The sequence below is a fragment of the Streptomyces antarcticus genome (assembly GCF_026627255.1).
In the GTDB taxonomy this organism is placed as follows: domain Bacteria; phylum Actinomycetota; class Actinomycetes; order Streptomycetales; family Streptomycetaceae; genus Streptomyces; species Streptomyces antarcticus.
This window is the reverse complement of record NZ_JAPNLM010000013.1, coordinates 145,692-158,614: the sequence shown is the minus strand read 5'-3', so window position 1 is coordinate 158,614 and position 12,923 is coordinate 145,692. Positions and strand designations below refer to the sequence as shown.

The 12,923-nt window shown below is 71.9% G+C and carries 10 protein-coding genes and 1 tRNA gene; 6 read left to right on the top strand and 5 right to left on the bottom strand.

The window, feature by feature from the left end; all coding sequences use genetic code 11:
* Positions 1-74 precede the first annotated feature (74 nt).
* From OTB16_RS20955 to OTB16_RS20945, 3 genes are all read left to right on the top strand, one after another.
* Complete coding sequence (locus OTB16_RS20955) at positions 75-1,139, top strand: SGNH/GDSL hydrolase family protein (RefSeq protein WP_267721834.1); 1,065 nt, start codon at positions 75-77, stop codon at positions 1,137-1,139.
* Positions 1,140-1,348: 209 nt separating this feature from the next.
* Positions 1,349-2,569 carry an acetyl-CoA C-acetyltransferase gene (locus OTB16_RS20950; RefSeq protein ID WP_267721832.1) on the top strand — a complete coding sequence of 407 codons (1,221 nt, stop codon included), beginning with the start codon at positions 1,349-1,351 and terminating at the stop codon, positions 2,567-2,569.
* A gap of 476 nt (positions 2,570-3,045) precedes the next feature.
* Positions 3,046-3,861 carry a hypothetical protein gene (locus tag OTB16_RS20945; RefSeq protein ID WP_267721971.1) on the top strand — a complete coding sequence of 272 codons (816 nt, stop codon included), beginning with the start codon at positions 3,046-3,048 and terminating at the stop codon, positions 3,859-3,861.
* On the opposite strand, the gene OTB16_RS20940 is transcribed toward OTB16_RS20945, so the two are convergent.
* The gene (locus OTB16_RS20940; protein ID WP_267721831.1) at positions 3,845-4,234 is read right to left on the bottom strand and encodes a hypothetical protein; all 390 of its coding nucleotides are present in this window, start codon (positions 4,232-4,234) and stop codon (positions 3,845-3,847) included. The two genes, OTB16_RS20945 and OTB16_RS20940, sit on opposite strands and share 17 nt — an antisense overlap.
* Before the next feature lie 103 nt (positions 4,235-4,337).
* Here OTB16_RS20940 and OTB16_RS20935 point away from each other — a divergent pair, with 103 nt between their 5' ends.
* On the top strand, positions 4,338-4,568 hold the full coding sequence (locus tag OTB16_RS20935) for a DUF4287 domain-containing protein (protein ID WP_267721830.1): 231 nt from the start codon (positions 4,338-4,340) through the stop codon (positions 4,566-4,568).
* Positions 4,569-4,682: 114 nt separating this feature from the next.
* On the opposite strand, the gene OTB16_RS20930 is transcribed toward OTB16_RS20935, so the two are convergent.
* A complete protein-coding gene (locus tag OTB16_RS20930; protein WP_267721828.1) occupies positions 4,683-5,543 on the bottom strand; it encodes a Bax inhibitor-1/YccA family protein in 861 nt (286 codons plus the stop codon).
* A 146-nt stretch (positions 5,544-5,689) separates the two neighbouring features.
* Positions 5,690-5,771, bottom strand: a tRNA-Leu gene (locus OTB16_RS20925).
* A gap of 459 nt (positions 5,772-6,230) precedes the next feature.
* On the opposite strand from OTB16_RS20925, the gene OTB16_RS20920 reads away from it, so the two are divergent.
* On the top strand, positions 6,231-6,995 hold the full coding sequence (locus tag OTB16_RS20920) for an ABC transporter ATP-binding protein (RefSeq protein WP_267721970.1): 765 nt from the start codon (positions 6,231-6,233) through the stop codon (positions 6,993-6,995).
* 60 nt (positions 6,996-7,055) lie between these two features.
* Positions 7,056-9,605: an ABC transporter permease gene (locus tag OTB16_RS20915; protein ID WP_267721827.1), complete on the top strand. Its 2,550-nt coding sequence runs from the start codon at positions 7,056-7,058 to the stop codon at positions 9,603-9,605.
* Between the two features lie 114 nt (positions 9,606-9,719).
* On the opposite strand, the gene OTB16_RS20910 is transcribed toward OTB16_RS20915, so the two are convergent.
* Together OTB16_RS20910 and OTB16_RS20905 are read right to left on the bottom strand one after the other, a co-directional pair.
* Positions 9,720-11,261, bottom strand: a complete 1,542-nt coding sequence (locus tag OTB16_RS20910) for an SAM-dependent methyltransferase (protein WP_267721825.1) — start codon at positions 11,259-11,261, stop codon at positions 9,720-9,722.
* A gap of 163 nt (positions 11,262-11,424) precedes the next feature.
* Positions 11,425-12,807 (bottom strand): NAD(P)/FAD-dependent oxidoreductase, encoded by a 1,383-nt coding sequence (locus OTB16_RS20905; protein ID WP_267721823.1) that lies wholly within the window; start codon positions 12,805-12,807, stop codon positions 11,425-11,427.
* Between the last annotated feature and the right edge of the window lie 116 nt (positions 12,808-12,923).

Here is a 12,923-nt window from a genome sequence, read left to right as displayed (position 1 = left end):
TATGCCGAAAGGGATTGGACGACCGTACGTACGGGGCAGGTAGGTCATCGAGGGACGAGGAGGTGGCCTGAAGCGTGTCGAGGGCGAGAACGGCCCGGCGGATCGCGGCGGGAGCGGCGTACGGCGGAGGCGGCCTCGGGCTGGTCGGGGCCGCGACGGTGGGCCTGGTGCTGGCGGAGGTCCAGTTCGCGAAGCGGACGGTGGGGACCGGGCTGCCGGATCCGCCGCGCGCGGACGGGCTGTACGGGAGCGAGTTCGCCGGCCCCGAGATGAGCCCGGGGCCGCTGCGGCTGGGCATGCTGGGCGACTCCACGGCCGCGGGGCTGGGCGTACGGCGGGCCCGGCAGACACCGGCGGCCCTGCTGGCCTCCGGGCTGGCGGCGGTGGCCGAGCGGCCGGTGGAGATGCGCAACGTGGCCCTGTCGGGGGCCATGTCCGACGACCTGGACCGGCAGGTGGCCCTGCTGCTCGACGGGCCCGAGGGGCAGGACGTGCCCCCGCCCGACGTCTGCGTGATCATGATCGGCGCGAACGACGTGACCCGGCGGATGCCGCCGACACACTCGGTGCGGTGCCTGACCTCGGCCGTACGGCGGCTGCGGCTGGCGGGCGCCGAGGTCGTCGTGGGCACCTGCCCCGACCTGGGCACCATCGAGCCGGTGTACCAGCCGCTGCGGTGGGTGGCCCGGCGGGTCTCGCGCCAGCTGGCGGCGGCCCAGACCATAGGCGTGGTCGCGCTGGGCGCCCGTACGGTCTCCATGGGGGACCTGCTGGGCCCGGAGTTCGCCGCGAACCCGCGCGAGATGTTCGGCCCGGACGCCTATCACCCGTCGGCGGAGGGGTACGCGACCGCCGCGATGGCCGTGCTGCCCACGCTGTGCGCGGCGCTCGGGGTGTGGCCCGAGTCGGACCGGCTGGACGTGTCCCGGGACGAGGACATGCTCCCGGTGGCCAAGGCCGCGTCGGCGGCCGCTGGCGAGGCGGGTACGGAGGTCACCGCGGCCCGCGGGCCCTGGGCCCTGCTCAAGCACCGCCGCCGCCGGCGGGTCCCCGGCGAGGAGCCGGCACCGGCCGCGCGCGCCGCCGGGACGGCCGCCACGGGCACGCCGAACCCCGAAGCGGTCTCCGGCCCGGCCTGAACCACCCAGGGCGCCTCACGCCCCGGGGCGCGCCCCGGGGCGGCCCGGCGGGCGGGTGCCGGAGGCGGCGCGGAGCCGCCCCGGCGCCCGCCCGGCCACCCGCCACCCCCGCGGGAGCGACCGGCATCACACCGCAAGGCCGGTGACCTCGACCGTACGGGGCGGTAACTTCGCTTGCGGTCCCGCAACGACGCACCCCTGGAGTCCCGATGCCCGAAGCCGTCATCGTTTCGACCGCCCGCTCGCCCATCGGACGCGCCTTCAAGGGGTCCCTCAAGGACGTACGCCCGGACGACCTGACCGCGACGGTCATCCAGGCCGCCCTCGCCAAGGTTCCCGGGCTGGACCCGCGCGACATCGACGACCTGATGCTCGGCTGCGGCCTCCCCGGCGGCGAGCAGGGCCACAACCTGGGGCGCATCGTCGCCGTGCAGATGGGCATGGACCACCTGCCGGGCTGCACGATCACCCGTTACTGCTCCTCCTCGCTCCAGACCTCGCGGATGGCCCTGCACGCCATCAAGGCGGGCGAGGGCGACGTCTTCATCTCCGCGGGCGTCGAGATGGTCTCCCGGTCCGTGAAGGGCTCCTCCGACGGCCTGCCGGACACGCACAACCCGCTCTTCGCCGACGCCGAGGGCCGTACGGCCGCCGTCGCGCAGAGCGAGGGCGCGTCCTGGCACGACCCGCGCGAGGACGGCCTGATCCCCGACGCGTACATCGCGATGGGCCAGACCGCGGAGAACCTGGCCCGCCTGAAGGGCGTGACCCGCCAGGACATGGACGAGTTCGGCGTCCGCTCGCAGAACCTGGCCGAGGCCGCGATCAAGAACGGCTTCTGGGAGCGCGAGATCACCCCGGTCACGACCCCCGACGGGACGGTCGTCTCCGCCGACGACGGCCCGCGCGCCGGCGTGACGCTGGAGGGCGTCCAGGGCCTCAAGCCCGTCTTCCGCCCCGACGGCCTGATCACGGCCGCCAACTGCTGTGCGCTCAACGACGGCGCAGCCGCGCTGGTCATCATGAGCGACACCAAGGCGCGGGACCTGGGCCTGACCCCGCTGGCGCGGATCGTCTCCACCGGCGTCACCGGCCTGTCCCCCGAGATCATGGGCCTGGGCCCGGTCGAGGCGTCCAAGCAGGCCCTGAAGCGGGCCGGCCTGACCGTCGGGGACATCGACCTGTTCGAGATCAACGAGGCCTTCGCGGCCCAGGTCATCCCGTCCTACCGGGACCTGGAGATCCCGCTGGACAAGCTCAACGTCAACGGCGGGGCCATCGCCGTCGGTCACCCGTTCGGGATGACCGGCGCCCGGATCACCGGAACCCTGATCAACAGCCTGCAGTTCCACGACAAGCAGTTCGGCCTGGAGACGATGTGCGTGGGCGGCGGCCAGGGCATGGCGATGGTGATCGAGCGCCTGAGCTGAGCCGCAGCGGAGGGTAGGGGTCGCCCGAGGAACGAGGGCGGCACCTGCCCGCAGCGGAGGCGAAGCTCAGCGCGACCACAGGAGCGAAGCGCCTGAGCTGAGCCGCGACGGCTGGGCCGGGCGGTAGCTGAGGGTAGGGGGCGCGTCGCTCGTCCGAATGGGTGCCGCCCCTGCCGGGAGCGGCCCCGGCGTCTCGAACCCCGGGCGCCGCAAGGGATCCGGCGAGATCCCGCGTCCCGTACTGACACCAGTTCTAACCCCGTCGCCGCCGACCTGTGACCGAATCTCCCCCAGGATGTGACCTTTGTCCTGGGGGATCGGCATATGTGCAGGTCAACCACCGTGCGGCCGAGGCCCCCGGGACGAAAGACCTGTCCAATTCATGACGTAATGCACTGCACGCCATTCCCAGGTCGGGACACTCTGATGTAGGAAGTCGGGGGATCGAAACAATCAGGAGTTAGCCAGTGAGCGCCATGTCTCTTGCCCTGCTGCTGACCACGGCCGCTGCCACGACCGTGGGCGCTGCTGCGCTGCACGCCGTCCACGGCCTGCGCAAGCAGGTCACGGCCCTGCGCAGTGAGCTGGCGGCGCCGGCCCACCCCCGCGGTGCGACCGTGCCGCACGCCCGCAGCGCCGTGGAGTCCCCCGCCGCGGAAATACGAGCCGCCGTGGCCGAAGCCCTCGCCGAGGAGCGCGAGCGGGAGCTGGCCGAGGCGCGGGCCTTCTGGGCCGCGCAGGAGGCCCGTGACGCCGCCGACGCGCCGTCGCTGCTGGGCGGCCTGCCCGGGCTCGGCGAGGACAGCCCGGTCTTCCTGCCCCGGCAGGCCGACCTGGTGGGCCTGGAGGCGGTGCTCGGCGAGGAGTCGTACGAGGAGTACACCGGCTACCCGGAGGAGTCGGCCGAGCTGGCCGCCGCCCGCCGGCGCCACCCCTCGCACCCCGACTTCGTACCGGTCCAGGCCTCGTACCCGGGCGCCGACCACGAGCGCACCGTCAGCCGCCTGGAGGAGCTCGCGGAGGCCCGTACGGCCCTTTCGGACGTCCGGCCGGGCCCGCTGGGCACGCTCGACGTGTACGTCTTCACCGACGGCACCACGCTCTGCATGACCCCCGGCCACCGGGAGACCGCGGAGCGGCTAGCCGAGGCCCTGCGCTCGGGCACCGCGCCGGTCCTGCTGGGCGGCTCGGGCATCTCCGGGGCGTACGCCCTGACCTTCTCGTGCGGCGACGCCGAGGACCCCGACAGCAACGTCTACATCCTCGCGGACCGCGTCATCGCATCGCTCTGACGTCCGCCTGCTCCACCAGCCGCACGGCCTCGTCCAGGATCACGGACGGGGCCTTCGTGCCGTCCCCCGCCGTGGACGCGGAGGACGCCGTGGACGCCCCGGCCGCCGCTTCCGGGGCCGCCGCCGCGCCGCGCAGTGCCTCGGCGAGGTCCAGCCCGGCCACGGCCACCTGGTCGCCGACGACGAAGATCCCCGCGTCCGGCATCTCCCGCGCCGGCCCGGACCCCTCCAGGCGCTGCGCCCGTACGGAGAGCTCGCGGGCCAGTTCCAGCGCCACGGCGGCGGCACCCTGCTGCAAGCGGCTCTGCGGGGCGGCCCGCAGCCGGTCGGCGAAACGTTCCACGACGGCGGTCAGGGGCGAAGTATCAAGCACCCGGCCGACCTTACGCGCCGCCCGGGCGCCATTGCCAACGGGCGGACTCTGCGGCACGGTGTCGTGAAGAGAACAGCACGGCGATACCTCCGGAGGCGCCCATATGTCCGTCGAGTTCTCCGAACAGACCCACCGCAACATGATCGACAGAATCCCCCAGACCACCGGTCGTGAACTCTCCGACTGGCTCCGCACCGTCGACGAGGGCCCGTCCCTCGTCCGGTTCGAGGAGAAGGTCGGCTGGCTGCGCGGCGCGCACGAGCTGTCGTACGGCCAGGCCAAGGCGATCATCCACGAGTACGACCTGCGCAGGGCCGCTCGCCGCTTCGGCTGAGCCCTGGTACCCCGTTCCCGACCCCTGTCCCCTACGAACGCGGGAAGGCCCCGCGAGCGGTGTGCTCGCGGGGCCTTCCCCCTGCGCGGACAGCCGGTACGGCCGCCGGTCCCGCTAGTCGTCGCCCGAGAGGATCGAGAAGATGCGGAGCATCTCCAGGTAGATCCACACGAGGGTCATGGTGAGGCCGAAGGCCGCCAGCCACGCCTCCTCGCGCGGGGCGCCGTACGCCACGCCGTCCTCGACCTGCTTGAAGTCGAGGGCGAGGAAGCAGGCGCCCAGGATGACGCCGATGACGCCGAACAGGATGCCGAGGCCGCCGCTGCGGAAGCCGAGGCCGTCACCGCCGGCGAAGACCGAGAACAGCAGGTTCGCCAGCATGAGCAGCATGAAGCCCATGGCGGCGGCCATCACGAAACCGGTGAAGCGCCGGTTCACGCGGATCCAGCGCATCTTGTACGCGAAGAGCACGGCGGCGAAGACGCACATCGTGCCCATCACGGCCTGGATGACGACGCCTGCGCCCAGGTAGGTGCTGACGGCCGCGCTGATCACGCCGAGGAAGACGCCCTCGAAGGCCGCGTAGGCCAGGATGACCGGCGGCGAAGCCTTCCGCTTGAACGACTGGACCATGGCCAGGACGAACGCGACCAGGGCCGCGCCGATCGCGATGCCGTAGGACGTGCCGATGTTGGCCGGGTCGACGGGCAGCAGGACCCAGGCGAGCGTCGCCGTCAGGATGACCGTGCCGAGCGTCATGGCCGTACGGCTCACGACGTCGTCGATGGTCATCACATTGGTGCGCGCCGGCGCCTGCGGCATACCCGTGGCGGGGTCGGTCGCGTACGGGTTCGTCGCGTAGGGGTTGGTCGCGGCCCCGGCCTGCTGGTGCTGCTGCTGGGCATCGAAGCCCGCGTGACCACCGTTGTCGCGGCTGAACCCCCGTCGCGAGAAGACCGGGTTACTGCTCCTCATCTCACTCCTCCGTGGCCACCGAGCGCGGCCTTGACTCAAGAGTAATGCGCTCGCAAAGAAAGCACCCTACTGCTGGAGGAGGATCTTAGGAGAAGGCAGGGCGAAGCGCAGGAGATAAAAAGGCGGAGCCTCGCGACAGCGCGGAGTGCCCGGAGCCGGACTCGAACCGGCACGGCCCGAGGGCCAGCGAGGTTTAAGCTCGCCGTGTCTGCATTCCACCATCCGGGCAAGGCGCGGCGGCCCCGTGAAAAAGCCTTGAACGCTGTGCCGAGCCTATCCGGAAGACGATCGCCACCAACGGGGCGTCTATCCGATGTTGTCTGATTTTATTGGCGCTTGAGGGAGTGTCAGACCGAGAACACGCGGTGGGCACCTTCCGGAAGGCCGTCTCCGCCCGTGTGGGAATGACGGGAATTCGATGGCATCCGCCACCCCGCGCGCCACCCTTGCCGCCACCCCCTGCCACCCCCGGTGCCGGGGCGGACCGCGCCGCGGATCCGTCGCGCGTCGGGGCTCCCGTCATACCAGAGGAGGAGGGCGGCGGCCCCGTGGTCAGCCTCGGGAGGGCCAGGGAACGGTCACCACGGCTGATCCGGAGCGGGGGTGGGCCCGGTGAGGATGGGAAGGTCCCGCCGATCCGTAGACCGCAGCCGGTCCGCAGCCCCAGGAGTCGCTCCCGTGACCACCATGAACTACGCCCCGCACACCACCCAGGCCGTGGCGGCCCGCGCCACCGGCCTCTCCAAGGTGTACGGCCAGGGCGAGACCCAGGTGGTCGCCCTGAACGACGTCACCGTGAACTTCAACCAGGGCGAGTTCACCGCCATCATGGGCCCCTCGGGCTCCGGCAAGTCCACGCTGATGCACTGCGTCGCCGGACTGGACACCTTCTCCTCCGGCTCCGTCCGCATCGGCGACACCGAGCTGGGCTCCCTGAAGGACAAGCAGCTCACGCAGCTGCGCCGGGACAAGATCGGCTTCATCTTCCAGGCCTTCAACCTGCTGCCGACCCTGACCGCCCTGGAGAACATCACGCTCCCCATGGACATCGCCGGCCGCAAGCCCGACAAGCAGTGGCTGGACACCGTGATCGCCATGGTCGGCCTCTCCGACCGCCTCGGCCACCGCCCGACCCAGCTCTCCGGCGGCCAGCAGCAGCGCGTGGCCGTGGCCCGCGCCCTGGCCTCCCGCCCCGAGATCATCTTCGGCGACGAGCCCACCGGCAACCTCGACTCCCGCTCCGGAGCCGAGGTCCTGGGCTTCCTGCGCAACTCGGTGCGCGAGCTCGGCCAGACCGTCGTGATGGTCACCCACGACCCGGTCGCCGCGGCCTACGCGGACCGGGTCGTCTTCCTCGCCGACGGAAGCATCGTCGACCAGATGACCGCGCCCACCGCGGACGGCGTACTGGACCGCATGAAGGCGTTCGACGCCAAGGGCCGCACCAGCTGAGGCGGCTGCTCCTCCCGCCCGGCCTCCGCTGACCGCAACCGAACCCCTGGACTTTCCCTCATGTTCCGTACCGCCCTGCGCAACGTCCTCGCGCACAAGGCCCGGCTGCTGATGACGGTGCTCGCCGTCACCCTCGGCGTCGCCTTCGTCTCCGGCACCCTCGTCTTCACCGACACCCTCAAGAAGTCCCTCTCCGGCCAGTCCGCCAAGAGCTACGACGGCATCGCCGTCTCCGTCACCTCCTACGGCCAGGGCCGCGACGAGGAGGGCCGCCCGGAGGGCGAGCCCGGCATCAGCCAGCAGACCCTCGACAAGGTCCGCGGCCTGGGCGGCGTCGACACCGTCTCCGGCCGCGTCCAGGGCTTCGCCGGCGTCGGCGACGAGGGCGGCAAGCTGATCGGCTCCGGCTGGTCCAACAAGGGCTCCAACTACGCCCCCGTCAAGGACGGCAAGGACCCGCGCTACGCCTTCACCACCGGCGCCGGCCCGGCCAAGGGCGACGAGATCGCCCTCGACAAGGCCACCGCGGACGCGGGCGGGTACGCGGTGGGCGACAAGGTCCGCGTCGCCACCAACGGCCCCGTCAAGGAGTACTCCCTCGCCGGCGTCTTCACCACCGAGGACGGCGCCGTCCAGGCCGGCGGCAGCCTGGTGCTCTTCGACACCAAGGTCGCCCAGGAGCTGTACCTCAAGCCCGGCTTCTTCCAGGAGCTGTCGGTGTCCGCCAAGGCCGGCACCTCCGCCGACCGGCTGCTCACCGAGATCAAGCCGCTGGTCGACGGCGAGCACACCAAGGCGCAGACCGGCGCCGAGCTCGCCCGGGAGCAGGCCAAGGACATCGAGCGCGAACTCGGCGGCATGAGCACCATGCTGCTCGCCTTCGCCGGCATCGCCCTCTTCGTCGGCGTCTTCCTCATCTACAACACCTTCACCATGCTGGTCACCCAGCGCACCAAGGAGCTGGCCCTGCTGCGCGCCGTCGGCGCCAACCGCGGCCAGGTCATGCGCTCGGTCCTCGCCGAAGCCCTCGTCGTCGGCGTCGTGTCCGCCGTCATCGGCCTGGTCAGCGGCATCGGCCTGGCCGTCGGCATGCGCTCCCTGATGGGCTCCTTCGGCGCCAAGCTCCCGGCCGGCGACCTGGTGATCGCCCCGGGCACCATCGTCGCGGCCCTGGTCATCGGCGTCCTGGTCACCACCCTGGCAGCCGTGCTCCCCGCCTGGCGCACCGGCCGGATCGCCCCGGTCGCCGCCATGGGCAGCGCCCACCTGCCGGCCAGTGCCAAGTCGCTGGTCCTGCGCAACATCCTCGGCTCCGTGATCAGCGTCCTCGGCATCGGCGTGGTCCTGCTCGGCGTGTCCATGGGCGGCGACGGCCGCATGGTGATCGGCGCCGGCGCGTTCTTCATGCTCATCGGCATGATCGTGTTGCTGCCGCTGCTCTCCAAGCCGGTCATCGCCTCCGTCCGCCCTCTCCTGCAGAAGCTGTTCGGGGTCCCGGGCAAGCTGGCCGCGCAGAACGCGGTGCGCAACCCGCGCCGCACCGCCGTCACCGCCGCCTCCCTCGCCATCGGCCTGACCCTGGTCACCACGCTGTCGGTGCTCGGCATCACCATGGGCAAGGCCGTCGACCGGATGAGCACGGACAAGCTCAAGGCCGACTACAAGGTCTCGATGTCGGGCGGCTCGGGCTACCTCGACAAGTCGGTGCCCGAGACGCTGGCCAAGACCCCCGGCATCAAGGCGGTCTCGCCGCAGATCGCCGGAGCGCTGCGGATCGGCGGCGAGTTCGCGTCGGCCTCGGGCGTCACCCCGGGAGCCATCGGCCAGCTGCTGAACATCGAGGTCCTCAGCGGTTCGCTCGACAGCCTCGGCAAGGGCGAGGTGGCCGTCGCGGAGAAGACGGCCACGGCGCAGAAACTCGCGGTCGGCTCCCCGCTCCAGGTCCAGTACGAAGACGGCGAGAAGGGCTCGCTGAAGGTCGGCGCGGTCTACAAGGACCTGGAGGGCCTGCTCTCCCCGTACGTGATCGACGAGAAGGTCCTGAACGCCCACTCCGACGAGCCGTTCATCAGCGAGGTCTACGTCAACGTCGACGGCGGCTCCTCCAAGGCCGCCCAGCAGACCGTGGTCGACGCCCTCGGCAAGAACCCGGCGATGACCGTGGCCACCCGGCAGGACATGCGGGACGAGATGGGCGGCATGATCAACTTGGCGCTGAACATCATGTACGGCCTGCTCGGCATGGCCCTCATCATCTCCGTGCTCGGCGTGGTCAACACGCTGGCGATGTCCGTCTTCGAGCGGACCCAGGAGATCGGGATGCTGCGCGCCATCGGTCTCGACCGCAGCCGGGTCAAGAACATGATCCGCCTGGAGGCCGTCGTGATCTCGCTCTTCGGCGCGGTCCTCGGCATCGTCATCGGCGTCTTCCTCGCCTGGGCCGTCGGCACCACCGTCTCCAAGACGATCCCGGACTACGCGCTGGTCGTGCCGTTCGACCGGATCGGCATCTTCCTCCTGCTCGCCGGCGTGGTCGGCGTCCTGGCCGCCATGTGGCCGGCGCGCAGCGCCGCCCGGCTGAACATGCTCACCGCCATCAAGACCGAGTAGCCGGCCCCGGTCCGGTACGCGCGAGGACGGGACAAGGAAGGGCCACAGGAGACCGCCGGTCTCCTGTGGCCCTTCCGCCGTACCCGGCCCCGTACGCGGGCCGCGCGCCCCCGCTCAGGCCCCGGGCGACTCCTCGGGCCCCGGGCCCCAGGTACGGGGCCGCAGCGGCACCCCGGCGTCGCCGCGCGCCGCGGACTTCACCGCGAGCACCTGGTTGACCCCGAGCCGGCCGTGCTCGAAGGCGAGCGCCGAGGCCGCCATGTACAGCTGCCAGACGCGGGCCCGTCCCGGCGAGGTCAGCCGGACCGCCTCGTCCCAGCCGGCCTCCAGCCGCGCCACCCAGGCCCGCAGGGTCAGCGCGTAATGCTCGCGCAGCGCCTCCACGTCCCGGACCTCGAAGCCGGCCCGTTCCAGCTCGCCGACGGTGGTGCCGAGCGGGGACAGCTCCCCGTCGGGGAAGACGTACGCGTCGATGAAGTCGTTGATCCGGTACGCCTCCTCGTCGGGCTCCGGCCGGCGGGCGATCTGGTGGTTGAGCAGCCGGCCGCCGGGGCGCAGCAGGGCGTACAGGGTGCGGGCGTAGTCCCGGTAGCGGTCGGCGCCGACGTGCTCGGCCATCCCGATGGAGGACACGGCGTCGTACGGGCCGTCGGCGACGTCCCGGTAGTCCTGGATCCGGATCTCGACCAGGTCGGCGAGGCCCCCGTCCGCGACCCGCTTGCGGGCGTACGCCGCCTGTTCGCGCGAGAGGGTCACGCCAGTGACCCGGACGCCGTACTCGCGGGCGGCGTGCAGCGCCATCGAACCCCAGCCGCAGCCGACGTCGAGGAGCCGGTCGCCGGGTCCCAGGGCCAGCTTGCGGCAGACGAGGTCGAGCTTGTCGTGCTGGGCCTCCTCCAGGGTTCCGCCGGGGCTCCAGTAGGCGCACGAATACACCATCGAGGGCCCGAGGACCCGTTCGTAGAAGTCGTTCCCGACGTCGTAGTGGTGGCTGATGGCCTGCCGGTCGCCGCCCCTGGTGTGGCGGGGTCCGCCGCGGCGTCGCGCCTCCTCCGGGGGCGCCGCGGGGGCCGGCCAGGGCCGTGCCAGGGCGGCCAGCTCCCGTACGGCGGCCCGCGCCCGCGGGTCGCGCAGCAGCGCGGCGGTGTCGGCGGCCCGGGAGAGCCGGCCGGGCAGCCGGGGGCGCCGCGGGGCGGGCCCCTGGGGCACGGGCGCGGGCGCCGGAAGCACGGGCTGCGGGAGCGCGGGCGGCGCGAGCACGGGCGGCGACCCGTTCACCCGCAGGGGGGTCGCGGGCACGGTGGGCACGGGCGCCGGCGCCGCGGGCACGGTGGGCACGGTGGGCACAAGTGCCGGGGTGGCGGGCGCGGGCGCCGGGGTCGCGGGCACCCGCGCCCAGAGCAGGCCGCCCACCCGGTCCAGCAGCTCGAACAGGTCGCCCTCGACCGTCAGTTCCCCCGCCACCCAGGCCCGGGCCAGCCCCATCTCGCCGGGCTTCCAGAGCATGCGGCGCAGCGCCCGACGGTTGTGGACGACGAGGATCGGGGTTCCGGGCGGGCCCGCCTCACTGCCGTCCCACGCGCGTACGCGCACCGGCAGGGGGGTGCCCAGCAGGGTCTCGGCAACAGCGGCCAGCCGCGGCGCGGCGTCGGTCATGGCGCACCTCCACAAAGCTCCGACCTCCCGGTCTACCCACCCCGGACCGCGGGTAAGCCGCCGGACGCGCCGAAGGGGCCGTCCGCACCACGGATGGCGGACGGCCCCTTCGGGTCGGGCGGGTACTGCGGGTCGGGCTCAGGGCCTCACCGGCAGTGCCGGGTCAGGACGCCTTGGCCTTCTGGGCCGGAGCCGTGACGGCGGCGGCCGGAGCCGGCTTGGCGGCCTCGTAGAACTCCTCGCGGGGGGTCTCCAGCGCACCGAGGGAGACGACCTCGCGCTTGAGGAACATGCCGAGGGTCCAGTCGGCGAAGACGCGGATCTTGCGGTTCCAGGTCGGCATGGCCATGCCGTGGTAGCCACGGTGCATGTACCAGGCGAGCCGGCCCTTGAGCTTGATCTTCATCTTGCCCATGACGATCATCGCGACGCCCTTGTGGAGGCCGAGGCCCGCCACCGCACCCTTGTTGGCGTGCGAGTACTCGGACTGCGGGAAACCGCGCATGCCCGAGATGACGTTGTCGCCGAGGACCTTGGCCTGGCGCAGCGCGTGCTGGGCGTTCGGCGGGCACCAGGCGTTCTCCACGCCGGCCTTGCGGGCGGCGAGGTCCGGCACCTGGGCGTTGTCGCCGGCGGTCCAGATGTAGTCGGTGCCCTTGACCTGGAGGGTCGGTTCGGCGTCGACGTGGCCGCGCGGGCCCAGCGGCAGGCCGTAGCGGGCCAGCACCGGGTTCGGCTTGACGCCCGCGGTCCACACGATGGTGTTGGAGTCGACCTCGAGGCCGTTCTTCAGCACCACGTGGCCGTCCACGCAGGAGTCCATGGAGGTGTTGAGGTAGATCTCGATGCCGCGGGACTCGAGGTGCTCCTTGCCCCAGGTGCCGAGCTTGGGCCCGACCTCGGGAAGGATCTTGTCGGCCGCGTCGACCAGGATGAAGCGCATGTCCTCGCGCTTGATGCTGGAGTAGTACTTCGCGGCGTCGCGGGCCATGTCCTCGACCTCGCCGATGGTCTCCGCACCGGCGAAGCCGCCGCCGACGAAGACGAAGGTGAGGGCCTTGCGGCGGACGTCCTCGTCCGTCGTGGACTCGGCCTTGTCCAGCTGCTCGAGGACGTGGTTGCGCAGGCCGATGCCCTCTTCGACGCCCTTCATACCGATGCCCTGTTCGGCGAGGCCGGGGATCGGGAAGGTGCGGGAAACGGCTCCGAGCGCGATCACCAGGTAGTCGAAGGGCAGCTCGTACGCCTCGCCGACCAGCGGCGTGACGACGGCGACCTTGCGGTCCTGGTCGATGGTCGTGACCCGGCCGGTGAGGACCTCTGCCTTGGGCAGCACGCGTCGCAGCGGGACGACGACGTGCCGAGGCGAGATGCTGCCTGCGGCCACTTCGGGGAGGAAGGGCTGGTAGGTCATGTACGAGCGCGGGTCGACGACCGTGACGGTCGCCTCGCCGTAGCGCATCTTCTTCATGATGCGCTTGGCTGCGTACAGGCCTACGTACCCACCTCCTACAACGAGGATCCTGGGACGCTCCGTGGTGCTCATGGAACGAGTATCCAGCACCCCCAGGGGTGACGCTCGTGAGCCCCTTCACAAGGTGTCCGGGACCCTCTGCTACACTCCGCCGCCCACGTGACCGAGGTCATGTCCCGCGACGGGAA